Genomic DNA, 23,902 nt, shown 5'->3' with positions numbered 1-23,902 from the left:
CCGACACCCGTCGTGCCGTCACCGAGGAGCGCTGAATGTCATTATCGATAGCCATCATTGGGGCCGGACTGGGAGGCCTGCTACTGGCCCGCACACTGCATCGCCATGGCATACCCGCCGCAATTTACGATGCCGAAGCCTCGGCCGAGGTGCGCGCCCAGGGCGGCCTGCTGGACATTCACCCACCCACCGGGCAGGCGGCCCTACGCGAGGCCGGTCTTTTCGAGCCGTTTCGCAGCCTCATCCGCCCAGGCCACGACGCCAAACGCATCACCGACCGCAACGGCACCGTCCTGTTCGACTGGGGCGGCAGCAACCTCGACACCAGGCCCGAGGTGGACCGCGGCGAGCTGCGCACCATGCTGATCGCCTCGCTTCCTGAAGGCACGATCCACTGGGGACGCAAGGCGACCGGCGTACTCACCGCCCCCGGCTGCCGCCCTGCGGTGCACTTCGCCGACGGCTCAACAATCACGGCGGAGATCGTCGTAGGCGCTGACGGCGCCTGGTCGAGAGTGCGCCGAAGCCTCTCCACCGCCGAGCCGGCCTATACGGGCACCTGCTTCATCGAGATCTACTCTGCCGCTAGACAACTGCTCTCCCGCGAGAGCGCTGAGGTCATCGGCCGTGGCACGCTTATGGCGGTGGCCCCCGGGCAGGGCATCTTGGCCCACCACAACGCCGATGACACGCTCAGCGGTTACGTCGCCATCAACACCCCGCTCGAGCTGGTCGCGGCCGTCGACACCGCCGGCCCGGCCGCGATGCGGGCACTGGTGGCCCGCCGCTTCGAGCACTGGGCCCCTGCGCTGACCAGGCTGGTCTTGGACAACATGAGCGATCCCCTACTGCGCCCGATCTACGCTCTACCCACGACACATCGCTGGGAACGGGTGCCGGGTGTGACGCTTATCGGCGATGCTGCCCACCTCATGTCGCCGTTCGCCGGCGAGGGCGCCAATCTCGCCATGTTCGACGGCGCAGCGCTGGCCCTCCAGATCGCCACGCACCCCGCCGATATCGAGGGGGCATTGACCGCTTACGAGAAGGCGCTCTTCCCGCGTAGCGCCGAGGTCGCCCGGCGCAGTGCAGAGAACCTGCAGCGGTTCTTCGGTCCTGACGCACCCCGCAGCACTATCGATCTGTTCGCCCGGCTGCTCACGTGAACGTTCACCGAGAAGCGGCATCGGCAAACCCGTCAGACTCACGGCTTGTCGCGGCGCTGGTTCAGGATCGGCGCCGTGTTGTCCGCCCATGACCCGATCACCTGGCAGCCACGGCGCATCGCGATCGCGGGAGTAAGCGGATCGGGGAAAACAACGTTGGCCACCAGCCTTTCCCACCGCCTCGGGCTCCCGTACGTCGAACTCGATGGCCTGTTCCACGGTCCCAACTGGTCACCCCGAGATGAGTTCATCACCGACGTGCAGAGGATCATCGCCGCAGACGCGTGGATCATCGAGTGGCAGTATGCCACGGTCCGTGACCAGATCGTGGAGCGCGCTGACACGATGTTGTGGCTCGACCTTCCCACACCACGCACCCTGTACCAGCTGACGCTGCGCACGGTACGCAGGCGGTTACGCCGGGAGCAGCTGTGGAACGGCAACTACGAAGGGCCGCTGCACAAGTTCTTCAGCGACCCCGACCACATCATGCGCTGGGGAATCCGGACGCGGAACAAGTCCCGGGACCGGCTACCGGCCGTTGATGCGTAGCATCCGCACCTGCACGTCGTTCGCTTGACCTCCCGGCGCGATACCACCCACTGGGTTCAACAAGCTGCGCTCCGTACGTAGCGATACCGGCGCACGCACGACTGCCCATAACGGCACCGTAATCTTCCACCGCGTTGCTTCCGCTCACGCTCAACGCAGATCCTTGAGCATCGCCAAGCCCAGCGGCCCGCGGCCCTGACCAATCGTCGTGAAACCCTTGCGTTGGTATAGACGTTGAGCCGGGTTCCGTACGTGGACATTGGTGCACATCTCGTCCATGGACTGCGCGCATCGAGCGAACAACGCGTCCAAGAGCGCACCACCGATACCCGCCCCGCGACGGCCGGGCGCCACGCCGATGCACAGTTCGGGGATCGATTTACCGTTGGCGGCGCGACGAAGCGGCGGATCGTTGTGCCATGTCCATGTCGCCCCTACCAGTTCACCGTCCTGGTCTTCGGCGATAATCGGTATCTCACCTGGCGGCGGCAACATGCTGAGCACCTCGTCGTCATCCGGATCAGGGAGCGGCCAGTCCTCGATGATGCAGGCATGGCGAGCCATCTCGACCACAAAGGCTTCGTCAGCGGTCGTAGCGGCACGCAACCGCACCGGCGGATCCTGAGACATAGTGCGATTCTGACAGTCCCGCCGGCGAAACTCATCGCCTTTTCGCGCTTCGCCAGGTTCGCGTCACACTCACATGCGTCGGTGGGCGCCGAGAAGCCAACACCTTAATCAGGATTGGCGAAATGCACCGTGATCGGGTCGGTTGTTCCGAGATGCTCTCCTGGGGCCGGACTTTGTGACGCTACGACGCCGGCCGGGTAGCGCGCGTCATTCACGTCTGGTCCTTTCACCAGGGTGCCCGACCAACCGACCGAGCGCAGGCTTCGATCGACATCGGCCCACTGCATACCGGTCACATTTGGCATCAGAAGGATTGAGCCCACCGCCGGTGCGGATGTCTTCGCCGGAACTGCTTGCGGTGGGCCATCACTCGACGAGCACGCCTGCGCAGCGCCCGCAATCAGCAAAACAAGTGGGAGCAGCGCCGCTCGCAACACCGCGCCTGCGGTCCGCGGCTGCCTCTGCACCACAGGATTCTATGCTGTAGCAAACGCGCCTAGCGCCAATTTCCGGCCCGAAATGCATGCAGCTGCGCGGTCGCCAAGGTCTGTTCAGCACCCCATTGCTCAAACGTGTCAACGATCGCGAACCCCAGCCGTTCAGCCACGCGAAGAGATGCATGGTTGGCCGTTTGAGTGACGATCAGCACCGGCTGATCGCAAAGCTCTGCAGCCGCGCCACGCAGCAACAAGCGGGCGGCTTCAACTGCGTAACCCCTGCCCCAGGCAAGCCGTCGGAAGACATACGTCAACTCCAGCTCGTTTCCACCATCGTCAAGATGACCTGGCATCTCCGGTCCACGCCGGTCGAGCACCATCGTGCCCAACATCTCGTCGGTCTCCTGAGACGCCACCACATAGCAACCTGCGCCCGCAAGCAGCTCCGCGGCGCCGACCGATTCCAACCCTGCCCGGACATCACGTTCCGGCCGCGGTCCGCCGAGGAAACGACGCACGCGCGCATCAACCTGGATCTCGATCACGCCCTCGACGTCGCCGTCGCGTGCCTTTCTCAGCACCACCCGGTCGCCGTCGATGACTGGCACAGTCACTGTTGAACCACCGGCCACGGGATCCACTATTACGCACCGACCGGGCCGGCATTGAACCGCCGCGCCGGTCCTGTACCCGAACTGCCGCCACCTCGTCGGCCGCTGTCCACCGCGCCAGGGCGCGAAGCTCCGCGCACAGCGCCGTCAGCCAGGTCCGAATACAGCGGCGAGATCCTGTTCGTCGCCGTGAACGACGCCAGCGGAGATCGCCTGCTCGAGGGGCAGCAAGCCCGCCGCCAGGCCCAGCACCACCATGGGCTCTGCATGAAACGTGGTCTCTGGGAGCGCATTAGCGTCTACGCGGGTGACGTGCGGCCCGGTCTGATCAATTCTTATCGCGAAGGTGGCGTCGTCGACCCCGATACCAATGGTCGAGGGAATCCGGGTGCGCTTGTGCTGCAAGAGCGATTCGAGCGCGACCACTAGCCAATGAGGTTGGAAGCTGTCGTTTTGGGGGCCGGAGATCATGAGCGGTTTACTCCAGTTGACCAGGGCGGCGACGGTGCCGCGTAATTCGGTTCCCCATGGGGTGAGTGCATAGGCGACACCGTTGCTGTCGCTGTCGAGTTGACGCTCGATCACGCCGGCTTCCTCTAGTTCGCGCAGACGCTCGGCCAGCAGGTTAGTGGCGATCCCGGGCAGGCCGGCCTGAAGTTGCCGATACCGGGCCGGCCCTATAAGCAGTTCGCGCACGATGAGTAGGTTCCAGCGGTTGCCCACGACGTCGAGTGCCCGCGCCAAGCCGCAGTACTGACCGTAAGAACGTGTGCTCATCGCGTGATCTCAATCTCGTCGAAGTCGAGTGCCAGCAGGGTGGGTCGCGCAAGGACTCGCGTGCCGGGGCTGCGGGGCAGTACCCGCCGTCGGGTGGGGAAGATGAGGCCGTCGACGGAGCGATGCTGGCTGCAGTAGAGCGCGGCGGTGGCCCATGCACCTATGGGTTCAGCGAGGAAGTCGTGGCGGCGGATCAGGCCGGCGGCGTCTACGTAAAAGCTCTGCTGCCGGCAGTGAGTATCGATCAGTGCCGGGAATGTGGCGAGCAGCCTTCGCCATTGCTGGCCGCATTCCTGCCAAGACTCACCTTCGGTGACGGTGATGTCGTTCCGAGTGAGCAGCATTGGCACGGTCAGATAGTTCCAGAAGGCGTAGCCGGCGAAATAGGCGACATCGAGTGGGTCCCAGCGCAGGTTGCGGCGAAACCCACTGAGCCCGAAAAACATCGCGCGCGGGTTGGTTCTGGTGCCGAGTGTCTCGCCCGCGTGGTTTTCGATGCGCACCTCTCCACGGTCGAACACCGCATTCTCTCCGGTCCGCGGGAAGTCGCGAAGGACGGTGCGCGGTTCGTCGGGCTGGACCTCGACGGTGAAGTTGGCAAGTTTGTTGCCGGGAAACCGTCTGGGTAGCAGACCACCTAAGCGTCCGCGTGCGGTGATCGATGAAACGGACTGCCAGCGTTGGGCGCCGCCGTGGGCATTGATGACGTCGTTGAGCAATCCGTCCATGCGCCGCACTCCCATCGATCCGACCTCACCGCTTGATAATTTCATGGTTACTTGTAAATATAAAGCGTCGACACGGGAGGGGTTCGGATATGGCTACTGAGCAACCTGCAGGGGAACGTCCGACCTGGGTCGACGACCAGCTATTCCCTTTCCAGAGTCGATTCGTCGAGGTGGACGGCAACGTCGTGCACTACGTCGACGAGGGCGCGGGGCCGACACTGCTGCTGTTGCACGGTAATCCCGTGTGGTCCTTCGTGTATCGCGATGTGATCGCCATCCTGAAAGACAGATTCCGGTGCATTGCGGTGGACTTTCCCGGATTCGGCCTGTCCACCGCCGCCCCCGGATATCGGTATACGGCCAGAGACCACGCTGAACTGCTCGTGTCATTCATCGACCGCCTGGACCTCGCTCACGTAACCCTGGTCGGCCATAACTGGGGCGGTCCGCTCGGCCTCTACGCAGGCTTGCAGCGTCCGAACCTGTTCGATCGCCTCGTCCTGACCAACACCTGGGCATGGCCATTGAACGGCGACCTCAGTAGTGAACTGTTTTCCCGCGGTATGGGCGGATCGATCGGGCGCGCACTCATCAAACAGTTCAACCTGCTGGTCAACCACTTCATCCCCGCCGCGCATAAACGCCGAAAGCTATCCGCAGACGAGATGGCGCACTACCGCCACGCGATGCCCACGCCGCAGCTCCGCCACGCTTGCGCGGTACTCCCCGGCGAACTCGTCGGCGCACGTAGGTTCTTCACCGATCTCGCCGAGCGCCTCGACCCGCTGCAGAAATTGCCCACACTCATCGTATGGGCAGACGCGGATCCCATCTTCACCGACAAGTACCGCACGCGATTGGAAGCGACGTTCCCCCACCACACCACGACAGTGCTTCACGGGGTCGGCCATTTCCCGCAATCAGATGCGCCGCCGGAGTTCAGCGACGCCATCGCCATGTGGTGGACCGAAGAGGCCACCCAGGACACCGCAGCTCGATAGCCTTCCGCCGAGCGAAGATCCCGGACAACGCCTTCACACCCATCGAAAACCCCTCTTGCACAAGGAGCGCCGATGTCCATCACCGATTCTGACCAACCAGCCGCATCGGGCTTGCTGCCCGCAATCACCGCGCTGCGCACCGCTGCGGAGAACGCCGACGGGGATGCTCTCGCAGAAATCCTGGCGCCCGACGTCATCTTTCACACCCCATTGACCTCGCGCATCTGCTTCGAAGGCAGCACTGAAGTCACCGCACTGCACCGCGACATCTTCGCCGTCATCAAAGACCTGTCCACGACCGAACCTCTGACGCGCGGCGATACCGGAGTGTTCACTTTCAGCGGGAACGTACGCGGCCTGAAACTCGATGCTATGAATCTGGTGCGCGTCAACGAGCAGGGAAAGATCGTCGAATTCACCATCTTCGCTCGGCCGTTACCCGCACTGGCGACACTTTTCGCGACCCTGCCGCCGCGGGTCACCGCTCGGCGGCGCGGACGCGCGAAAGGCGCGCTCGTGGCCGCCCTCGCGGCACCACTAGGTTTCGCTCTGCGGACCGCGGACGTCTTCGTACCGAGACTCATCTAGTCAAGAATCCGTGGTCGCCGACGAGATGAGCGGGTTACTCGAAGAGGTTCAGGCCGCGCACGGCGGCCTGGAACGCTGGCGCGCGGTCACCGCTCTCACCGTCCACGGGAGATTCGGCGGTCTGCTGCGCACCCGCTTCCCCGGAAACCGAATGGCCAACTTCACAGCACGACTGCTCATGACCGAGCAGCACACGGTGTTGCATCGCTTCCCGCGAGACCACCAACGCGCCGTTTTCGATCACGGTGACGTACGAATCGAAACCAACGACGGCGAACTGATCGCTGCGCGGCCCAACGCGCGCAACGGCTTCACGGGAATAGGCGCCGTGCGCCGCACCGTGCACTGGGACGCGCTCGACGCCGCCTACTTCGCCGGATACGCCTTCTGGAACTACCTGAGCACACCGCTACTGCTCACCCGCGACGACATCACCGTCACCGAGGCCAGTGACTGGCTAGAAGCAGGAACACCGTGGCGTCGTCTTCAGGCCAGCTTCCCTGCCCACATCCACACCCATTCGCCACAACAGACCTTCTACGTCGACCACGTAGGCTTCATCCGCCGCCACGACTACATTGCCCAACCTGTCGGAACGTGGGCACGGGCAGCCCACTATTGCGACCAGCATCGGCAATTCGGCGGACTCGTTTTCCCCACTCGCCGACGGGTGCAACCCCGAGGTATATCCGATCGCCCTCTGCCCGGTCCGACGCTCGTCGCACTCGACATCGACCATATCGAGGTCGAGACGTGACTCGTGGACGATATCGGCCCGATCGCGACGGAGCGTCTTGGATCAGTGAGATTCGAGCAGTCTCTGCGGAGGACGCTGTCGCAAAGCGCCCGAGTTGAGATGTACGCAGCGATGAGCCGCGAGTCCCTCTCACGGCTTGACCGTCTGTACCAAAAGCCACCGAGCGCCCAGAGACCAAGGAGACGTCTCGGTCGTTGTTCGTCACCAGAATCGTGATGAAATCGGGTAATGGCTGCCGACCCTGAGGTTCGTACCACGGCAGGAACTGTGCGCGGCAGGTGGGAAAATGCCGTGGCAATATTCCGCGGCATCCCTTATGCGCAACCGCCTATCGGCCGCCACCGCTTCGGTTATCCGGTCCCGACCACGCGATGGGATGGCGTCCGTGACGCGGCGCAGTTTGGACCCCCGGCACCCCAACCTCACGCGACGACTTCCGACGTGGACACGGAGTGGCTCACCCTTAACGTGTGGTCACCAGATCCCGGTGCGGCTGGGCTGCCGGTCATGGTGTGGATCCACGGTGGCCGTTATCTGGAAGGCCACTCCGCCAATCCGCACCAAGATGGTGCACTTCTCGCCAGGACCGGTGTGGTGATGGTGAGCCTGAACTACCGCGTCGGCGTCGAGGGGTTCGCCTGCATTGCCGGAGCACCGAACAATCGTGGCCTGCTTGACCAGATCGCCGCCTTGCACTGGGTGCACGACAACATCGCAGCTTTCGGCGGGAACCCCGCCAATGTCACCGTGTTCGGGCAATCCGCAGGTGGCGGCAGCGTCGCTTCTCTTCTTGTGATGCCTGCAGCGAAGGGGCTGTTTCACCGCGCAATCGCCCAAAGCCCACCTGGCACGTTCTTCACCGAGAATCTCGCCACAACGATCGCGGGAGAGATCGCCGCCGAACTCGGCGCCCGCCCCACAGTCGCTGAATTGCAACAGTTCTCGTCCCACACCCTGGCCAACGCGAGCCTCGGCCTTCTGCGTCGTATGCCCGACTTTGTCAACGCCTGGGGTCCCATGGCGCTGACTCCGACGCCCTTCTCTCCCATCGTCGACGGCGTGATCCTGCCCGACGCGCCGTGGCGCGCACTAGCTGGTGGCGCTGCCCGCGGCATCAACCTCGTCTGCGGGCACACACGCGACGAGTACTCGCTTTTCAATCCACTGCGCAGACAGCCCGTATCCGACGAACTCTTCGCTGAAACAGTCGACAGGCTCGGGCCCCACACCTGCGCCCCAAGTCAGTATCGCGCCGCCTACCCGGAGGCCACCACCTCGCAGCTTTACGAGACGGTGAACGCCGATTGGCTGTTCCGAATGCCGTGCCAACACCTCGCCAGTGCCCACCGCGTGGGGGGCGGCACCGCATGGCTATACGAACTGGCGTGGGGTTTCAGCCCCGATGAAGGCGCCTCCCACAGTCTGGACATGCTCTTGGTCCTCGGCACACTCGACCGCGACGACATCACCAACCACCCCTCGGCACACCCGGGCGCCCCCGACGAATACGTCCATGTCTCCCACGCGATGCGCACAGACTGGGCCGCGTTCGCCGCCCGTGGGGAACCCGGTTGGGCAGCCTATGAGCCGACCACTCGATCCACGCGGGTTTACGACACCACGACGACCGACCGGTCCTACCCCGAAGACGCTTCCCGCAGACTCTGGGCGAGCCATCGATTCGCAGCGCTTGACCGCATCGAACTCCGACCCTTCTAACTCGATCGCGTGCGAAAACAGGTCGAAGTTCATCACGCGTGCAGGCAGACTGATCGCGGTGGGCAGCGAGGCTATCTTTCTTGGCGGCCGGTCGGGCGTCGGCAAGACGACGATCGCCCTGGAGATGCACGCTCAACTCACTGCCTTGAATCTGTCGCACTGCGTCATCGACGGCGATTTCCTCGATATGGCCCATCCGCCGCCCTGGGAGCACAGACTCGCCGAACGGAACCTCGCGACAATGTGGGAAAACTACCTGGCGCTGGGTTATCGACGCCTGATCTACGTCAGCACGATGAGCGTATTACCCGCTGTCACAGACGGTCTCATCGCAGCAATGGACAACGGCACCACCGTGTTCGGGGCACTACTGACATGCTCCGAGCAGACTGCCCTGCGACGCCTCAGTCGTCGTGAAGTGGGCTCAACTTTGGATGTCCACGTGCGGAGCAGCGCATCCACAGCCCAACTCCTGGCCGAGGCAGCCTCCGGTCATATTCAGGCATTCGACACCGACCAATACTCGGTCATCGAACTCGCTATGCGGATCCTTCACGCGGCCGACTGGTTGCCTGCAACGGTTTGCGCACCGCCGCAAGCACGTCCCTGAGGAAGCAACTGGAACCAGATGCGTTCGGCTACGGCGCACGTTCGCCGCCGACGAACGGTCGTCCAGGGTTGAGTACAGAGGTCACTCGGACACCTTCGGTTGGTGGGCACTGGGTCCCGAGCGCACGAGCGCGCACGAAGTCATGCGGGATAGGCGGGCCACAAGACGGCAGAGGCCGGATGACCTTCCAGGGCGATCCGCCAATTTGGCCGGGATACTGGCCGGATAGAGATGCCGAACACTTCGGCCAGAAACCAAAAAACCCCAGCTGATGTGGGGTTTCTGTGGTGGTCCCGACTGGGATCGAACCAGTGACCTTCCGCGTGTGAGGCGGACGCTCTCCCCCTGAGCTACGAGACCGGGGAACGACGTCGAACATTAGCACGGGTCCCCGCCGCGGCCGAATCGCACCGGCCGGGCCGCCTTCACAGCCGTTACCCAGCCCGGACGGCGGCCCGCCGGTAGCGTCTGGCAGATGAAGCGCGGGACCGTCGCCCTCATCGCATCGTGGTCGCTACTGACCCTGACGGCGCCCACAGCTGCCGCCGAACCAGGTGGCCTGGTGACCTTCATCTCACCGAGCGGCAACGTCGGTTGCATCCTGGACAGCGATTACGCGCGCTGCGACATCATCGACCAGGACTGGAATCCTCCGCCGCGGCCCGCCGACTGCGAACTCGACTACGGCCAGGGCATCGGTATCACCCCCGGTGAGCGGCCCGCGTTCGTCTGCGCCGGCGACACCACCCTCGGCGGTGAGAACGTGCTCGCCTACGGCGACTCACTCACCCGCGGGCGACTCAGCTGCGACAGCTCCGAGAACGGCATCTCGTGCCGCGACGCGCGCACCGGCCATGGCTTCTCCCTCGCACGCCAGGTTTACCAGCTGTTTTAGGGCCGATTGCCGTTCCGTTCCAAGTGATTTGTAGTTCGTCGTGTGGTTGGACTAATGTTCCATCCCGCACCGGGTGACGATCTCACCCGAGGCACGCGGATGTAGCGCAGTTGGTAGCGCATCACCTTGCCAAGGTGAGGGTCGCGGGTTCGAATCCCGTCATCCGCTCGAAGGTGCGAATGGCATCAACCCCAGCGGTGGAGTGGCCGAGTGGTGAGGCAACGGCCTGCAAAGCCGTGCACACGGGTTCGATTCCCGTCTCCACCTCCAAGTTGGACCCGGCGCGATTAGCTCAGCGGGAGAGCGCTTCCCTGACACGGAAGAGGTCACTGGTTCAATCCCAGTATCGCGCACCACGAACGTTGCAGTTCAGAGCCTCTAGTTAGAACTACTCACCAGAGCGCATGCAACATTCATACAACTGGCTTTCGAGTAACCCCTATTCACGAGGGGTTAGCCCATGAGTACCGACACTCCCGCCGACGCACTTTCTGCGTGGGAACTTGTAACCGCCATCCTGTCGCGCCGCGGGGTCAGCACCGAGTACATCCTTGCGGAGACCGGCTTCGACACCGTCGACGCGCTCATCGAATGGGCGCGAACGGCGGACGCACGATGAGGGCAACGTTCGCATTGTTGATCGCAGCCGACGCGCTCGCGGTGTGGCTACTCACGTCCGCCCCGGAATTGGTCCTACGGTGACGCGCATGGTTAAGGCAAAGGACATAGACGAATTCATCCCCACCCCCGCGCAGTGGAATGCCATCAAGTTCCTCTTCGAAGCGGCTGCGGCACTCGATGACGAACCAGAGACCGACCAGTGAGGGCGACGCTCGCGGCACCACTATGGTTTCTTACGTCAACGTCAACGATGGGGGTTTCGGCATGAGCGATAAGTGGCCCGATTTCGACTGGCCTCCGGTCAACAACGGCGGCGTGGTCGAGTTCCAGGTATGGGGTCCAAATCGGGACGGAGGGTCGACGCTCACAATCGCCGGCCCCGGCCTGTGGCGCCGCCCAGTCGTCGGGACTGAGAATGGCGAGCTGATCGTGCAGGCGGAAGAACGGTTCGGATCTCGGCCCTTCACGGTGTCCAACTACCTCGTAGAGGTATTCGGCGACGAACTCACAGAGCACATCGCACAGCACAGCGTGTCGGCCCCCATCCGCAGCGTGGATGGTCCGCTCGGGGAGGCGCCCAGAATTCGCAAGTGGGGCGACCTCTCCCAAGACTTCTAACCTCTGCCCGAACGCAAAAAACTGCCCCCTCTCCAGTCGAAGAGGGGGCAGTTTTTTGTTGCGAGCTGCGAGCAAAAAAATGGGTTGTCGGTACCGCGTCGTAAAATTGGGATTGCTGTCGACAGCCTGCCGGAGGTGCACGTGCGTAACGCCGCTCAATCCAACTCGATCGCGCTTCATCAATCGCTAATTGGTGGACCAGCGCCGCACCTTGCAGCCCTCGGCGGGCCGGCCCCGGCACTTTAGGGTTGCTTGGAGGTCAGGCCGCGTTTGCCTCGCTAACCAAATCTCTGGTCGCCCTCAATCCGGATTACGCGCCGGCCACCGGCTTCCTTAACGGTGAGATGGCCAAAGTATTAGACCGCGACATTGCGAAGCTACTAGAACCGATCCGCCGAGATATGAACCAGCGCGCAGCCGCAGCCATGGCGCCCTTCCGGGAACTCATGGTCAGCCAAACGGCCGAGACGCTGAAGAAGCTAACGCCCATCGTCGCCGAACAGATCAGGCTGCCGAAAATTCCGATGAGCACCAGCTTGCCGCAACAACTGGCCGAATTGGCGGCGCTGACCGCTCCTCTAGTACCCGGCGTGGTGGCTGAAAAGATCGAAGAGGCATCGCGACAGGTGTCGAAAGCGCGAGGGCGCACACCAGAGGAGATAGTCGCCTACGTCAATCTGTGCGTCACGCTGATTACTTTGTTGATCGCAATCGTCCAGTTCTGCGCCACGCAGAATCAACCGCCCTCCAGCGGTGGCACCGTGAACCAAACCATCAACAACAGCCCCACGAACGTCATCAACAACACCACCGTGGTTCTGCCGCCTGCGCCAATCGTGGCGCCGCCCCCGAGGCCCTAGATCAGCCCTGCGCTCGTTCGCAGATAATCGTTACTTTGAACGGACGGCCAGCCAGGTCGCCGAACACCTCTGGCCTGCCGACGATCTGGTATGTCACGCCGTCGACCTTGATCGCGTCGCGTGACGTGGCACCGACCGCGGCGGCCGCTGGCGGACACGTAGCCCGCCATTGGTCCCGCACTACATCGGTGCCGTCTTTCGTCGTCTCGGCGGCCGGTAGTGGCCGGAACCGGCACCCGGGCACGGCGGTCTCGGCAAGCACGGGTTCCGGGTTGCCGTACTTGTCGCGGTCGTCCAGATCCTCGGCCACGACGGTGACGAATGTCAGCACCGTTCGGCCGAATGACCTCACGCCGCCGCCCACAGCTTGCGATATGGCGCGATCGATGCCGCAACGTCGGCGTCGAGTTCGGTTGTGGCGCCGTACCCATAGGCAACGTCGTCAACCTTCTCTGACGACAGTGGGCCAGCGGTGTTGGTCCGACGCTCGTAAAGCCGCGCCGCCTGAATCAACGTCGCGAGCTTGATTGCGTCAGGCACCGCGGTCCATCCCCACGTGGCCGTGACTGTGACCTCGTCACCGACGTAGCCGGCGATCCGGAGCTGCGTCCAGGGCTTGCCCTTCGGGTTGCGCGGATACAGCGTCACGCTATCCACGCCGGCCACCGTGAGGTCGGTGTCGAATGTGTCGTCTATTTTGACGTAGGTTGTGCCACGGTGATATTCAGCCCGGTAGTGCCCCGCCTCGGGGCCTTCGGTGATTCCGAACTGGCGACCGGTGGCGCGGTCGATTGCCCTACTCGCCGCCTCTGCGGCCAGGGCCAGCTCAGCGGGGTCTCCCCCGCTGAGCCAGCTATCGAGGTCGTCAGCAGTGCAGTAGGGCGGTTTCCACGTCACTCTTCGCCGTGGCGGGCGGCGATCTCTGCCCGCACGGCAGCGAGTTCGGCGATCAGTTCATCACGGCGCGCTACGAGGGCGGCAATGGTCGGCTTAGCCTTGGCCGGCATTAGCTCACCTCATTCTGGAGGACGCGGAACGCGTACGAGTCCTGCACGGTGCCATCAGCCCATGCCTGAAGGGTGTACTCCACCTGACCCTCATTGGCCCGGCTGTACGGGTTGACGATCAGCGTCAGATCCTGCACGCGGCGGATGATGTAGCCCGCCTTCAGATTGCCGAACGCACCGAACTTATTGGTGCCGGCGTCGGCGTAATTCGCCCAAGCCTGGTCAATCACAACGGGATAGCCCAACAGGTACTGATTGGAGCGGCCGACGTTGATGCCATCGGCGGCGTTGTTCAGCAGAGGCCGGCCATTGAGGTCCACAATGCCTTCGATCAGCGAGAGCGTGTAATCGTTGAACGTCCACGACGCGCCATCGCGGTACGCCGGATCGATCTGGTGGACTACGCTCAGTAGATCCGCATAGGTCGGCGCGGCGTTGTCGAACGTGTTCGTGGCCACGGCGGTGCCAGTGGCGATACCGAACGGCAACGTGGTGCCGGCGCCGTTGACGAAGTCGGTGGCCTGCTTACGGGCGATGCGCTCGGATAGCTTGCTAAACACCAGATCTTCGATGTTGGTTGCGCTGTCCCGCAACAGTTCAAGCGACACGCGCAGCGGCAACTGGCTCGCACCCGGGGCGGTGTACTTGAATGCGCCGAGCGTCTTCTCGCCGAAAACCAGGTCGGCACCACCCGACGCCGGGGCGGCACCTTCAGCCGCGATCACGCCGCTGTTGGCGGTGTCGTCGATAGTGGGCCAGCGGATCGGCTCACCGGTCCCGGTGGTGATGGTCTCGACTGCGTTCGCCACGCCACCGAAGGCCTTCAGGCGATTGGTGATGGTGTTGCGCATGGTCTCGGGGATGGTGTAGCCGCCGGCCGAACCGGTCGACCCCTGAGCGCGAAGCTCGGTCACATCAGCGTTCGCGTGGCCCGAACGAACCAGAGCCTCGAAAGCCTGGTCGAGGGTGTTGTCAACCTTCGGGCTGGCGACGTGCACGCCAGCGGCGAGCGAGGCATTAGGCGCGACGTAGGCCGCCGTGCGCGAGCGGAGCTCCTGAGTCTTCTGGGCGGCCTTAAGCTGGCCTTCCAGGGTCTCGTATTCGGTGACCTCTTCGTCAGTCAGAGAACGGGTTTCACCCTCGGCCATGATTGCCTGAAGCTTCGCAATGATCTGTTCGATAGTCAATTAGTTGCCCTTCGGTAGGTGCACCCGCGCGCGTGCGAGGATGAGTTGTGAACGGCCGTTGGCCGGTTCGGTGATTGGTTTACTGCGGAGTGAAACGGTGGTGCCCTGGTAAGCGGGATAGGTCACTACGGATACGTCCCGTAGTTCGGCTACCGAGGTGTGGACGCGAACGTCCCTGCCCTCGTAGGCGTCCCAGTGTTGTTCGCCGGCAACGAAACCGAACGAACACCCGGTGACCAGACCGGCGTTCACATTCGCCCGCGCCTCGGCAGCGGCCGGAAGTTCGTCATTGAGGTCTAGTTCAAATTCCAGACCATGCGAATCGGTGGACAACCGTAGAGACCCGTTGGTGGTGCGGGCCAGAAGCTTGTCCGGGTTGTGGTTGAACAGCCCGCGCACGTCCAAGTTCGGTGACGCGAGCGCTGCGCGGAACGCTGTTGGCGCAAGCGATTCCAGGTATGGACCCATGTCGGTTCGCTGGTCGAATACCGCGGCGTAGCCGCCGAGCTTGCGGCCGGTGATCGTGGTTTCGAGGCTGACAAATCGGCGTTCGATGTCGGTCATTTGGCCAGCCGCCTACGGATCATCGTGCGAATTAGGTAATTGAGGTCGACCGAGTCGTCGAAGATCAACTCAAGGGCGACCTTGAATGACGATCCGTTCGGTAGAATGACTTCCAGAGCTTCGATCTCGGGTTTTGCCACCCTGGTAGTGCTGTCAGTCGTCAACGGGCACAACCTCGAACAGTTCGTCCGAATCAAGCGCAGCCCTGATCCGGAACTGAATGAACTCCGTGATCTGGGCCTGAATGAACTCCTCCGCGTCGGTGACCAGGCGCTCGATGGCGCCCTCACGAACGCGAATGCCCACGGCCACTTGAGGACGAATGGGGGGACGTGGATCGACCTCGCGCCGCTGTTGCTCGCTGGCCGTGGCGAACCGGGCAGCGGCATCGGCGCCGGCTTGGGCGAAATTTGGGAGTGCACGCTCATTGAGCAGTGCCTTAACGGCCACGCCGACAACTGCTTTAGTCATTTTGTGTTTCCTCGGTTTCTGGTATTAGGTTGGGCTGCAGCGGTTTTGCGCCAGGAAGAACGTCCCCGCCTTCGATGGGTGGCAGGTTGCGGACCTTGCGCACCTCGTTAACCGTCATGAACGGGCCGCCGGCCTGCGCAATCAACAGGTTGGTTTCGGTCTCGAAATCAGGTTCAACGAAAGCCGCATACAAGAACTCGGCCGCGTGATTGGGCGGCAGTAGCCACGAGAGCCGTTCCTGAATGCAGGTGGTCCAAGGCTCTAGGTTGTAGCGGGCCAGGCCCTCGTTCTGCGCTGAGACACCTGTGCCCCAACTGGTTTGTTTCTCAGTCTGCGCGAGCAGGTGCGGCGGGATTCCGAACCACCTTGCGATCTCTTCGATCTGAAACGCCCTCGCGGAAATCCACTGAGCCTCTTCATTGGTCAGCGAAACGGGGGTGATCTTGATGTTGCGGTTGACGTAGGCCACGCGACCCGCAGATTCCGGGCCGGTGATCTTGCGCTGTAACTCTTCGGTCAGCTCCTTGGCTACTTCGGCCTCAACATCGTCCTCAAACTGGGCGATGCTAGTGACCAGCGCACCCTGTCCGAACATCTTCGCCGCACTACGATCGGCGGCAATCGCGGTGCCGAATGTGTTGCAGGCGATCTGCAACGGGGACAGTCCCCGTACGCCGTCGAGACTCTGCGACCAGACATGGGTCAGGGTGTCGTCGGTGTACTCACGGGTAGTGCCGTCCTGCATGCCGATCCGGTAGCGCTTAACGCCGTTCTTGACCTCCAGGCTGACCGCTGCCGGGTGAACGGGCTGCAGTCCAAGCAACTGGCCGGCGCCCCCGTAGACGTGCAACAGGAACGCGTTGCCGTGGATCAGCAGGTGCGCGAGGACAGTCGACTTCCACTGATAGGAGGTCAGGCCGACAACCTTGCCGGGGTCATCGAGGAAGCTCGGGGTGCGCTGCTTTGTGCCGTCACCCGATTCGACAACCGTCTGTAGCGGAAGCGACGCGACAGAGCCGGCGATGAGCCACACCGCGCGCCAGACCGCCGGGATACCCAAGACGGTCTGCTCGGAGACCGGAACACCCGAGAGCACGGGCGCACCGCCAAATAGGGTCACCAGCTCAGGGGTGATATTCGCACTCGACCAGTCACGGTGCTCGACTGGTTCGTACGGTGGGTTGGGAGCGCGCAACATGCGCGTGAGGAAGCTCAAATCATTTGCTCCTGAAGTTTGCTGGGCCGGGGCCGCCGGCGCGGTGAGAGAGAGAAGAAACGCCTCCCGGGGTCGACCAGGGGCGATGCGTTCCGAAGTTTTCGCAGGTCAGCGGCTTGGCGTGCGTGCGTGGGTGTTGACCTGCAGTTATGCCGCGCGACCGCCTCGACCGCCCGTGTTTGCTACAGCACGAACGCCTTGGCCTTGGGCTTTGTGACGTTGATGCTGGCCCGCGAGTGCGCGAGCACTGCGGCCACCGCCAGGTCGATCTTTGCCGGCGAGTCCTTATCGGCCTTGGTGATCACGTCGCCCTGCGGGCTGTTCACCACGTGGCAGTTGGCAAGGTGGCGGGCCAGTCGCTTGTCCCCGTCATGGGTCAGCTTGGCGTCCATCACTGCGGCATAGAACCCTGTGCAGGCCGGCGCCATACGTGCACGGCTATAGGTAGGGATCTCCACGACACGGTTGGGCCAGCGAGCGGACCATTGGGCGATCTCGCTCTGCCAGTACGGCGGGTCGCAGGCCAGCTCTCGCACGTCCCAATGACTGAACGCGCTCTCAACCGTCTGCATCACGTCATCACGTGGCACGCGCCAGTCTTTGGCACCTGGCTTCTCCCATGCGCCCACCACAAAGATGTGGCCCTCGCTCGTGCATCCGACTAGGGCCGTGCTGTCACCGCTATATGAACCATCGAACCCGAGCCATACGCGGGCGCCTGCGGGTGGTAGCTCGCGGTGGTGGGCCAGGTCGTCCCATGCGCCGTAGGGCAGCCAGGCCGAGGCAGTGGCGGTCCACTGGCCGAGGGCGAACCGACGGAACTCGTGTTCGGGCAGGTGCAGAAAGTCGTATTCGAGCGCGTCGGCGAAGCTGGGCAGATGGTCGTGTAGCGGGTTGGCGCGGCGCCAGTTGTCCCGGTCGTCTAGTGGTAGCGCCGGGTCTGCCTCGTAGATCGTGCCGGGGAGGGTGCCGGCCTTCACCTGTTGGTACAGGCCGTGGGCGTGACTGGTGAGGTCATACCCGGGCGTAGAGACACCGAACAGTAGGAAGTCGTTTCGTGCGCGGCCGGCCTGCATCATGCCCGACCACACCTCTGCTGAGAGTAGGTGCACTTCGTCGGCTAGAACGAGGTGTGGGTTAACGCCTTGCGCCGCTTGGTACTTGTTCGGCACGAACTTGATGAAGCTGCCGGTCTCGGGGCATTCGATGCGGTCTTTGAATGGCCATAGCGAGTCGCGTAGCTCACTGCCGGCAATAATGTCCCGTAGTTCTTGGGTTAGGACACTGTCCAGGCTCCGCACCGAATCAGATACGGCGTAGACGTGGCGTTGCTGCTTGAGGCAGATCTCTGCGAGGGCTAAACATGCTGCCGCCCGGCTCTTTCCGTTCTTGCGCGCAATCTGCGCGTAGTAACTGCGGGGTCGCTCTGGGCAGCTCAGTTTCTCGACCAGGTCGCGCTGCCACGGGTACAGCTCGCCCGTGACGCTCTCTAGCCATTGGACCGGCTCTTGAGCGGGTGGTAGTTGTTTAAGGTCTGCGCGTACCTTTGGGCCGGCCTTGAGGGCCACTAGTCGTCAGGCGGCGAGTTGAACACTGCCGCCGTTCTGCGCCATACGTCGAACGCTGGAGTGGCACCCGACTCTTCGTCCTCGCCTCGGCCATAGATGAGCGTCGCCACCTTGGCCGGGTCATCGGTGCTGACCACTTTAGCGACCTGCGTGGTTTTTCCGAGTTTCCGGTACTTGACGCGCCGGACCTCAATGCTGTCCCGGAAGGTGCCCTCGTCCTCGGGGGCGATGACCTTGGCAACGTCGCCGACTTCATCGCCGATTTCGTAAAGGTTCTCGCGCAGGTCGTCGTTTTCGGCCATCGCTTCGCGCAAGGCTTTCAGTAGTTCTTTGTCGCTAATAGGGCTTTCCCCCTTCCGCAGAGTTGCAGCGCCGGCATGCTGGTGCTTTGTTGTCGAGCTTGTGGTTTGTGGCGTCGCCATCGATGTGGTGCCAGGTATCGGACCGCGCACCGTCACAACGGATCTGTAGCGAGCATGTGCCGCTCGGGTCTCCCCATGCCTTGAAGGCAGGGTGTTCCCAGCGCTTGCCGCGCCATTGCTTGTCGTGTGGCCCGCAGCGGGGCCGGCCAGGTTTTGCGAAAGCGCGGCAACCTGTTTCCAGGCAAGGCTTCTGGGCCATGAGTCAGATCCTTTCGGGCACAGCAGAAGGGCCGGCACTCGCAAAACTGGAGTGCCGGCCCTTCTGCCAGTCGATTACTGGGCTTGCGCCTGCCGGGTGCTCAGATGAGTTGCTTCATGATTCGACGGAACGCGGCCCGGTCAGCCATAGGCCCGGTGACCTCTTCGAAGGTCTCCCGATCGATCAGGCCACGGAGGTAATCAGCACAGGCACAGACGGTGAAGAACAGGTCACGTTCGGAGTCCTCCCGGATCGCCTCGGCTGTCCAATTGTGATCACTCAATGTTTGCTTCAATTCCCTTCGGCTAGTCGTCTACTGCGCTTGCGCCTGCAGGGTGTTGAGTTCGTTGGTCAACGCCTGGCCGGTCTGGCGGTTCGGGAGTAGGTGCAGGTTGTTCGTGATGTTCACGCCCTGGCCTAGCTGCCCTTGCTGCTGCGGCGCGTTCGGGTCGGCCTTCGACTGCTCGTCGGACTTACCGGCGGCGTTCGGAGCGCCGGCCGGCCGAACGCTGGCCAGACCGCCGACAATCCTTGTCAGCCATGAACTCTGGCCACCATTGCCGCCGCCGTCGGGGTCGGATACCGCGAACGCGTCCATCAATCCCTGAACGCCGATCGCGGCAGCCTTGCCACCGAACGCGATTGTTTTATTGATCGCTTCAAGGCCCATCTGAGCGGCCATCGCGCCGGCCTGGCCGACACCTGGCGCCATGACACCAGCGGCAGCGCTACCGGCCTGCATCGCCATGCCGAGCAGTCCACCACCGATGCCGAGCCCACCACCGTTGGGTTGCCAAGACGGCTGCGCCTGTTCTGACGGTGTGGTCGGAGCGTAGGACGGGGTGGTTCCACCCTGGCCAAACGCCTGCGGCATGCCAGCACCCGGCAACATTGAGCCACCACCCGGGAAGGTGCCCGGGGCCGGCAATGCAGTACCCGGCGCGGGTGGGTCGGCCGGCGCGCTTGTCTGCGGCGACCACCACGTACTAGCAGGTGCGGGTGTTGCAGTCGGAATCGTCCCCGACGGGAGACCGGCCGCGCCAGGGGTGATGTTGTTCGACCCACCTGGCTTGTACCAGGCGTGGACGTGGTTCAGGTGATCTTGCGTCGGATCGCCGGTATTGCCGCCGCTGTATGGACGTGCACCGGGGCCTTGCCCGTATCCGTACGCCTGATTGTTGAAGATCGCGCCGTAGACATTCGGGTCCGCCAACACCTGCTGTAGGACTTTGTTGCCTTGGGCGATGCTGTCCACCATGATGTCGAGCGCGCCGTTCTGGTGCTCGCCGAACTTGTCTGCGGCGTGATCGCCGACCGTGAGGCCCTGCTGCTCAAAGAACGGCTGCATCACCCGGTGCGCGAAATCCCTATTGGATTCGCCGGCCTTCGCGGCGCCAGGCGAGTACGGCGCGGCCTGATTCTGTACCGCGTAGTTCGCATAGCTCTGCTGCGGAGTGCCGGCGCCACGTGGATTGGCGATAGCCGCGAGCACGCCCTGTATCGGTGCGGTCGCCAGGTTGGCCAGGAACCGGACCAAGTTGTCCGCCAGCCCCGGAAGGCCCTTGGAGAAACCCAGATCGGAATCGAGCTTTGCGCCGATATCAGCGAGTCCGTCGGTGGCGTCGCCCATAGTCTTCGCAAACGATTCGGTCGCTGATTTGGCCGAATCTTGCAGGGACATGAACGCCTTCGTCTGGTCTTGCTGCGCCTTCAAGAGATCGTTGCGCTTCGAGACCAGGTCGCCCTGGTCCTCGGTGTTCGCCTTCTCCAGCGTGTTGACATCCGAGGTCAACTGTTCCACGCGCTGCTTTGCTTCCAGCGCGGATTGGGCAGCGCTGAACGTGGATGACGTGATCGGAATACCCTGCTGTGCAAGAAAATCTTGCGGCGCACCCTGGGCGTACGGGAGTGTGGGCAGTTGCAGCTTCTTGTCACCGCCGCTGCCGCCGCTGTCCGCTAGTGACGGGTCGGTAAGTGCATTCGGTGTGATCTGAGTTGGCGGGGCCTGCGGCGCCGCCTGGCCGTACCAGCTCTTGTAAAAGTTGGTACCGGTGACACCGCCCGTGATGATGTCTAGCGGGTTGCCGCTGGCGACGCCCGGTGCCCCGTTGATCGGCAATGTGATCGAGCCCGGAATGCCGGGGCCTTGGAGACGTGGCCCTGTGACGGGCACACCGGGTACGCCCGGGGTCAGCTTCGGAGCGTCCGCAAACAGGTCGTTGAATGCCTTCGGGATGCCGCTGAACCAGTCCGCGAAATTCATGGACTGTTTGACCTTTGCCCACATCGATTCGATGTTGCGGCCGGCCGTGGCCCACTCATTCTGGCTGGTCTTCAACGCGGTGTCGGCGGCGTTCTGGGTGGCGCCCTGCACTTCCTTGATTGAATCTGCTGCGTTGTGCAGGTTGATCTTTTTGAAGGCGTCGCCGAGGTCTTCGGCCTGGGTGCCCATAAGCGCCACGGCAATCTTGGCCTGTACCAACGGATCTTGAATTCCGCGGATGCGGTCCAGCACTTGGGCGAAGGCATCGCGGGCGACACCGCCACCCTTCGCCAGAACGTCGGCCGTGTCGGTGGCGTTGAATCCCAATGCTTCAAACGCTTGAGTCGTTTGCTTGGAGCCGTCGACCGCGCGGATTGAAAACTCTTTCAGCGCGTCGGCAACCTTGTCGGTGTCGCGCGCGCCACCTTCCAGGCCCTGCTTGAGCAGGCCGATAGAATCAGCACCGCTGAGACCCAATTTCCTGAACTGCGTTGAATACTCATTGAGCGTGTCCAGCCAGTCGCCCGAAACGTTCAGGCCTTCCCGCTGACCGGACACGATGATGTCGAACGCATCTTTTGCGTTGTTCGCCAAACCGTTTCGGATCAACTGCCCTGCGGATCGGGCGGCCTCGGGGATCTCGACACCGAGAATCGTGCTCACCGTGTTGAGCGAGGTGATCGTGTCTTGGTCCGGCGCCAAGCCGGCTTGCACCGCAGTAACCGCGGTCGAGACGTTGCCTTCGATCGACGAACCGGAGTTCTTGCCCCACGCATTCGTTGCGGCGTTACGAATCTGGCGCATCTGGGCGTTGCCAGCGCCGAGCCTGGACTGGTCCTGCGCGATGGACGCCTCAACCTTCATCGCATCTTCGATCATGGGTTTGATCGTTTTCACCGCGACACCGACCGCCGCGATGAGTGCCCCGGCGATCGGCCCGCCCTTGCCCGCTAGGCGCATTAGACCGCCGGCGCCGCTAAAGCCGTCGGCGAACTCGTCTCCCGCCGAGCGGCCGGACTGCCGCGTCTGGCGAGTGTCGATATCGACCCTAGGTCGCGCCGCCTTCTCGAACTCCACGGAGAATGAGCGCGCGCCGGCGCGAGCCGCGCCTTGAAAGTCGCCCCGCTTGATGGCGTCGGCCGCGCTGTCGCCCATCGCTTTGCCTGCCCGCTGGCCTTGAGCGCCGAACTGGGCCGGGTTGACTAGTCGCGACGGGTCGAGGCCGGCGCGCTTATGAAACTCTTGCTGAAAATTCGCGGCGGCAGCGTTCGCCACCTTCGCCGTAGACGCGACAACTTGGCCCTGGGACTGCTGTAAAGCGCGCTCGTCTACCTTCGCTTTGATGGCGACGCCAACAACGGGTGTTTTAGCCAATGGGGTTGCCCCCCTTCATTTGTGCATGCCGATTGCCGCCCTCTAGCGGCGCGCTGTGGCGACGTACGGGCGCATCGGGTGTGATGGGTTAGGCCGCCGGGATTCCGGGCCTGGAGAGTTTGGGGTGCCCCCGCCGCTGCAACCGACTCCCGAACAAACGGATTAGTGGCAACTCGACGGCTGCTGTCGACTCCCCTTGGGTCGACGCGGCGGGGGCTTGGCGGGGGAGAAACGTCGGCATCTAGGAGGTTCCTAAGGCCGCCTAGATTCCTAGAAAAACCCGCCAAAGTTTCTAGGCGGCCGAAAGCCGCAGGTGTGCTTCATAGACCGCGCGCACGCGGTAGACGGTTGGCTCTGCGCCATACGGTTCGGGCCGGAAGCTCTCGATCGTTCGGAGGTCGTCGGCGTGCACATCGCCGCCGGGGAGTGCGACTGCCTGTGGGCCGGCGAACCGGCCGGCAAGAAGGCGCACCCGGCGATGCACAGTCGCGCTGAACGCCATTGCCTTGACTTCGGTTTCATCGAACACACTGACCTGATAGCGGCCGGTGTCGGTCAGGCCGTCATCACCGCCGCCGGTACGCCGAACCATGATGAATGGCAGCACCGCGCCGGCAGGCCGCTCAGTGCGGCACTCTGCCAGCGGCGCCAGCCAGACGCGCAGCACCTCCACGCCATCGGGTGGCGCCCAATCGAGTAGGTCAGTCACGCGCGCAGTACTGAGCCGGCGTCACCGTGCGCGGGCCTGTCGGGGTCACGGTGACGTGCACGATGTGCCGCTGTCCATCGATATCGATGTGACCGACTACGCCGGTGCCGTCGTCTGCCAGCCTGACAAACTGATTGTCGAGAATGAGCGTGGTTGCCATGATTTGAACTTCGGGCAAGGTTTTGTCCCCCTGTAAGTAACTAGTAAAACGAGTCTTCGAATCGGTGCCGCACGTATAGCGGCTGCGCCGCTGGCGGGCCATTGGGGCAGGACAGGCACAGCGAGTCATGCACCGCGATGCCGTCAACCTCTATGGCCCGCGCTTGAAACCAAGCCCCGTGCGCAGGCGGAG

General features: G+C 63.3%; 27 protein-coding genes and 4 tRNA genes. 14 read left to right on the top strand and 17 right to left on the bottom strand.

Annotated elements, in window-relative coordinates; genetic code table 11:
* The first annotated feature begins 35 nt into the window (after positions 1 to 35).
* Together FHU31_RS13410 and FHU31_RS13405 are read left to right on the top strand one after the other, a co-directional pair.
* Entirely contained in the window at positions 36 to 1,166 is a 1,131-nt protein-coding gene (locus FHU31_RS13410) for an FAD-dependent oxidoreductase (RefSeq protein WP_167158956.1), read from the top strand.
* Between the two features lie 45 nt (positions 1,167 to 1,211).
* On the top strand, positions 1,212 to 1,718 hold the full coding sequence (locus FHU31_RS13405) for a P-loop NTPase family protein (protein WP_208410219.1): 507 nt from the start codon (positions 1,212 to 1,214) through the stop codon (positions 1,716 to 1,718).
* 150 nt (positions 1,719 to 1,868) lie between these two features.
* On the opposite strand, the gene FHU31_RS13400 is transcribed toward FHU31_RS13405, so the two are convergent.
* From FHU31_RS13400 to FHU31_RS13380, 5 genes are all read right to left on the bottom strand, one after another.
* Positions 1,869 to 2,348: a GNAT family N-acetyltransferase gene (locus tag FHU31_RS13400; protein WP_167158954.1), complete on the bottom strand. Its 480-nt coding sequence runs from the start codon at positions 2,346 to 2,348 to the stop codon at positions 1,869 to 1,871.
* 104 nt (positions 2,349 to 2,452) lie between these two features.
* The gene (locus FHU31_RS32185; RefSeq protein WP_409371247.1) at positions 2,453 to 2,653 is read right to left on the bottom strand and encodes a PASTA domain-containing protein; all 201 of its coding nucleotides are present in this window, start codon (positions 2,651 to 2,653) and stop codon (positions 2,453 to 2,455) included.
* Between the two features lie 191 nt (positions 2,654 to 2,844).
* On the bottom strand, positions 2,845 to 3,399 hold the full coding sequence (locus FHU31_RS13390; protein WP_263988093.1) for a GNAT family N-acetyltransferase: 555 nt from the start codon (positions 3,397 to 3,399) through the stop codon (positions 2,845 to 2,847).
* 144 nt (positions 3,400 to 3,543) lie between these two features.
* Positions 3,544 to 4,173, bottom strand: a complete 630-nt coding sequence (locus tag FHU31_RS13385; RefSeq protein ID WP_167158950.1) for a winged helix-turn-helix transcriptional regulator — start codon at positions 4,171 to 4,173, stop codon at positions 3,544 to 3,546.
* Positions 4,170 to 4,901, bottom strand: coding sequence for a hypothetical protein (locus tag FHU31_RS13380; RefSeq protein ID WP_167158949.1), 732 nt, complete (start codon positions 4,899 to 4,901; stop codon positions 4,170 to 4,172). The genes FHU31_RS13385 and FHU31_RS13380 overlap by 4 nt, the downstream gene beginning before the upstream one ends.
* An 89-nt stretch (positions 4,902 to 4,990) precedes the next feature.
* Here FHU31_RS13380 and FHU31_RS13375 point away from each other — a divergent pair, with 89 nt between their 5' ends.
* The 5 genes from FHU31_RS13375 (at position 4,991) to FHU31_RS13355 (ending at position 9,576) form a co-directional block, all read left to right on the top strand.
* Positions 4,991 to 5,902: an alpha/beta fold hydrolase gene (locus FHU31_RS13375; protein WP_167158947.1), complete on the top strand. Its 912-nt coding sequence runs from the start codon at positions 4,991 to 4,993 to the stop codon at positions 5,900 to 5,902.
* 72 nt (positions 5,903 to 5,974) lie between these two features.
* A complete protein-coding gene (locus FHU31_RS13370) occupies positions 5,975 to 6,490 on the top strand; it encodes a nuclear transport factor 2 family protein (RefSeq protein ID WP_167158945.1) in 516 nt (171 codons plus the stop codon).
* Between the two features lie 25 nt (positions 6,491 to 6,515).
* Entirely contained in the window at positions 6,516 to 7,247 is a 732-nt protein-coding gene (locus tag FHU31_RS13365) for a hypothetical protein (RefSeq protein ID WP_167161001.1), read from the top strand.
* 228 nt (positions 7,248 to 7,475) lie between these two features.
* On the top strand, positions 7,476 to 8,966 hold the full coding sequence (locus FHU31_RS13360) for a carboxylesterase/lipase family protein (protein ID WP_167158943.1): 1,491 nt from the start codon (positions 7,476 to 7,478) through the stop codon (positions 8,964 to 8,966).
* Positions 8,938 to 9,576, top strand: coding sequence for an ATPase (locus tag FHU31_RS13355; protein WP_167158942.1), 639 nt, complete (start codon positions 8,938 to 8,940; stop codon positions 9,574 to 9,576). Before FHU31_RS13360 ends, FHU31_RS13355 begins: the two co-directional genes overlap by 29 nt.
* A 285-nt stretch (positions 9,577 to 9,861) precedes the next feature.
* Here FHU31_RS13355 and FHU31_RS13350 read toward each other — a convergent pair.
* A tRNA-Val gene (locus tag FHU31_RS13350) sits at positions 9,862 to 9,936 on the bottom strand.
* A gap of 115 nt (positions 9,937 to 10,051) precedes the next feature.
* Here FHU31_RS13350 and FHU31_RS13345 point away from each other — a divergent pair.
* The 7 genes from FHU31_RS13345 (at position 10,052) to FHU31_RS13315 (ending at position 12,570) form a co-directional block, all read left to right on the top strand.
* Positions 10,052 to 10,471: a DUF6636 domain-containing protein gene (locus FHU31_RS13345; RefSeq protein WP_234901194.1), complete on the top strand. Its 420-nt coding sequence runs from the start codon at positions 10,052 to 10,054 to the stop codon at positions 10,469 to 10,471.
* A 95-nt stretch (positions 10,472 to 10,566) separates the two neighbouring features.
* Positions 10,567 to 10,639 (top strand) — tRNA-Gly (locus FHU31_RS13340).
* A 28-nt stretch (positions 10,640 to 10,667) separates the two neighbouring features.
* Positions 10,668 to 10,741, top strand: a tRNA-Cys gene (locus tag FHU31_RS13335).
* Between the two features lie 11 nt (positions 10,742 to 10,752).
* Positions 10,753 to 10,827: transfer RNA gene (locus FHU31_RS13330), tRNA-Val, on the top strand.
* 104 nt (positions 10,828 to 10,931) lie between these two features.
* Positions 10,932 to 11,090, top strand: a complete 159-nt coding sequence (locus FHU31_RS13325; RefSeq protein ID WP_167158940.1) for a hypothetical protein — start codon at positions 10,932 to 10,934, stop codon at positions 11,088 to 11,090.
* Between the two features lie 266 nt (positions 11,091 to 11,356).
* Positions 11,357 to 11,710, top strand: coding sequence for a hypothetical protein (locus tag FHU31_RS13320; RefSeq protein ID WP_167158938.1), 354 nt, complete (start codon positions 11,357 to 11,359; stop codon positions 11,708 to 11,710).
* 248 nt (positions 11,711 to 11,958) lie between these two features.
* Positions 11,959 to 12,570, top strand: coding sequence for a hypothetical protein (locus FHU31_RS13315; RefSeq protein WP_167158936.1), 612 nt, complete (start codon positions 11,959 to 11,961; stop codon positions 12,568 to 12,570).
* Position 12,571: 1 nt separating this feature from the next.
* Here FHU31_RS13315 and FHU31_RS13310 read toward each other — a convergent pair whose 3' ends face one another.
* The 11 genes from FHU31_RS13310 to FHU31_RS13260 form a co-directional block, all read right to left on the bottom strand.
* Positions 12,572 to 12,922, bottom strand: coding sequence for a hypothetical protein (locus FHU31_RS13310; RefSeq protein WP_208410218.1), 351 nt, complete (start codon positions 12,920 to 12,922; stop codon positions 12,572 to 12,574).
* Positions 12,919 to 13,467, bottom strand: a complete 549-nt coding sequence (locus tag FHU31_RS13305; protein WP_167158934.1) for a head-tail connector protein — start codon at positions 13,465 to 13,467, stop codon at positions 12,919 to 12,921. The genes FHU31_RS13310 and FHU31_RS13305 overlap by 4 nt, the downstream gene beginning before the upstream one ends.
* A gap of 109 nt (positions 13,468 to 13,576) precedes the next feature.
* Positions 13,577 to 14,764: a phage major capsid protein gene (locus FHU31_RS13300; protein ID WP_234901193.1), complete on the bottom strand. Its 1,188-nt coding sequence runs from the start codon at positions 14,762 to 14,764 to the stop codon at positions 13,577 to 13,579.
* On the bottom strand, positions 14,765 to 15,328 hold the full coding sequence (locus tag FHU31_RS13295; RefSeq protein WP_167158932.1) for an HK97 family phage prohead protease: 564 nt from the start codon (positions 15,326 to 15,328) through the stop codon (positions 14,765 to 14,767).
* 153 nt (positions 15,329 to 15,481) lie between these two features.
* Entirely contained in the window at positions 15,482 to 15,799 is a 318-nt protein-coding gene (locus tag FHU31_RS13290; protein ID WP_167158930.1) for a hypothetical protein, read from the bottom strand.
* The gene (locus tag FHU31_RS13285) at positions 15,792 to 17,015 is read right to left on the bottom strand and encodes a phage portal protein (RefSeq protein WP_167158928.1); all 1,224 of its coding nucleotides are present in this window, start codon (positions 17,013 to 17,015) and stop codon (positions 15,792 to 15,794) included. Before FHU31_RS13285 ends, FHU31_RS13290 begins: the two co-directional genes overlap by 8 nt.
* 182 nt (positions 17,016 to 17,197) lie before the next feature.
* Positions 17,198 to 18,583 (bottom strand): terminase large subunit domain-containing protein, encoded by a 1,386-nt coding sequence (locus FHU31_RS13280; protein ID WP_167158926.1) that lies wholly within the window; start codon positions 18,581 to 18,583, stop codon positions 17,198 to 17,200.
* Positions 18,583 to 19,041, bottom strand: a complete 459-nt coding sequence (locus tag FHU31_RS13275) for a hypothetical protein (protein WP_167158924.1) — start codon at positions 19,039 to 19,041, stop codon at positions 18,583 to 18,585. Before FHU31_RS13275 ends, FHU31_RS13280 begins: the two co-directional genes overlap by 1 nt.
* Before the next feature lie 476 nt (positions 19,042 to 19,517).
* Positions 19,518 to 22,841: a phage tail tape measure protein gene (locus FHU31_RS13270; protein ID WP_167158922.1), complete on the bottom strand. Its 3,324-nt coding sequence runs from the start codon at positions 22,839 to 22,841 to the stop codon at positions 19,518 to 19,520.
* A gap of 292 nt (positions 22,842 to 23,133) precedes the next feature.
* On the bottom strand, positions 23,134 to 23,550 hold the full coding sequence (locus FHU31_RS13265; RefSeq protein WP_167158920.1) for a hypothetical protein: 417 nt from the start codon (positions 23,548 to 23,550) through the stop codon (positions 23,134 to 23,136).
* A complete protein-coding gene (locus FHU31_RS13260; protein ID WP_167158918.1) occupies positions 23,543 to 23,812 on the bottom strand; it encodes a hypothetical protein in 270 nt (89 codons plus the stop codon). The genes FHU31_RS13265 and FHU31_RS13260 overlap by 8 nt, the downstream gene beginning before the upstream one ends.
* Between the last annotated feature and the right edge of the window lie 90 nt (positions 23,813 to 23,902).

It is taken from the genome of Mycolicibacterium fluoranthenivorans (assembly GCF_011758805.1).
Taxonomy (GTDB): domain Bacteria; phylum Actinomycetota; class Actinomycetes; order Mycobacteriales; family Mycobacteriaceae; genus Mycobacterium; species Mycobacterium fluoranthenivorans.
The sequence above is the reverse complement of the archived record's forward strand: the minus strand, read 5'-3'. Positions and strand labels throughout refer to the sequence as shown.

Excerpts from the sequence above, each read along its gene's own strand:
- FHU31_RS13290 (WP_167158930.1), bottom strand. The coding sequence starts at position 15,799 with ATGACTAAAGCAGTTGTCGGCGTGGCCGTTAAGGCACTGCTCAATGAG.
- FHU31_RS13325 (WP_167158940.1), top strand. The coding sequence starts at position 10,932 with ATGAGTACCGACACTCCCGCCGACGCACTTTCTGCGTGGGAACTTGTA.
- FHU31_RS13360 (WP_167158943.1), top strand. The coding sequence starts at position 7,476 with ATGGCTGCCGACCCTGAGGTTCGTACCACGGCAGGAACTGTGCGCGGC.
- FHU31_RS13260 (WP_167158918.1), bottom strand. The coding sequence starts at position 23,812 with ATGGCCCGCCAGCGGCGCAGCCGCTATACGTGCGGCACCGATTCGAAG.
- FHU31_RS13365 (WP_167161001.1), top strand. The coding sequence starts at position 6,516 with ATGAGCGGGTTACTCGAAGAGGTTCAGGCCGCGCACGGCGGCCTGGAA.
- FHU31_RS13385 (WP_167158950.1), bottom strand. The coding sequence starts at position 4,173 with ATGAGCACACGTTCTTACGGTCAGTACTGCGGCTTGGCGCGGGCACTC.
- FHU31_RS13375 (WP_167158947.1), top strand. The coding sequence starts at position 4,991 with ATGGCTACTGAGCAACCTGCAGGGGAACGTCCGACCTGGGTCGACGAC.
- FHU31_RS13370 (WP_167158945.1), top strand. The coding sequence starts at position 5,975 with ATGTCCATCACCGATTCTGACCAACCAGCCGCATCGGGCTTGCTGCCC.
- FHU31_RS13345 (WP_234901194.1), top strand. The coding sequence starts at position 10,052 with ATGAAGCGCGGGACCGTCGCCCTCATCGCATCGTGGTCGCTACTGACC.
- FHU31_RS13410 (WP_167158956.1), top strand. The coding sequence starts at position 36 with ATGTCATTATCGATAGCCATCATTGGGGCCGGACTGGGAGGCCTGCTA.
- FHU31_RS13295 (WP_167158932.1), bottom strand. The coding sequence starts at position 15,328 with ATGACCGACATCGAACGCCGATTTGTCAGCCTCGAAACCACGATCACC.
- FHU31_RS13320 (WP_167158938.1), top strand. The coding sequence starts at position 11,357 with ATGAGCGATAAGTGGCCCGATTTCGACTGGCCTCCGGTCAACAACGGC.
- FHU31_RS32185 (WP_409371247.1), bottom strand. The coding sequence starts at position 2,653 with ATGCCAAATGTGACCGGTATGCAGTGGGCCGATGTCGATCGAAGCCTG.
- FHU31_RS13380 (WP_167158949.1), bottom strand. The coding sequence starts at position 4,901 with ATGGACGGATTGCTCAACGACGTCATCAATGCCCACGGCGGCGCCCAA.
- FHU31_RS13400 (WP_167158954.1), bottom strand. The coding sequence starts at position 2,348 with ATGTCTCAGGATCCGCCGGTGCGGTTGCGTGCCGCTACGACCGCTGAC.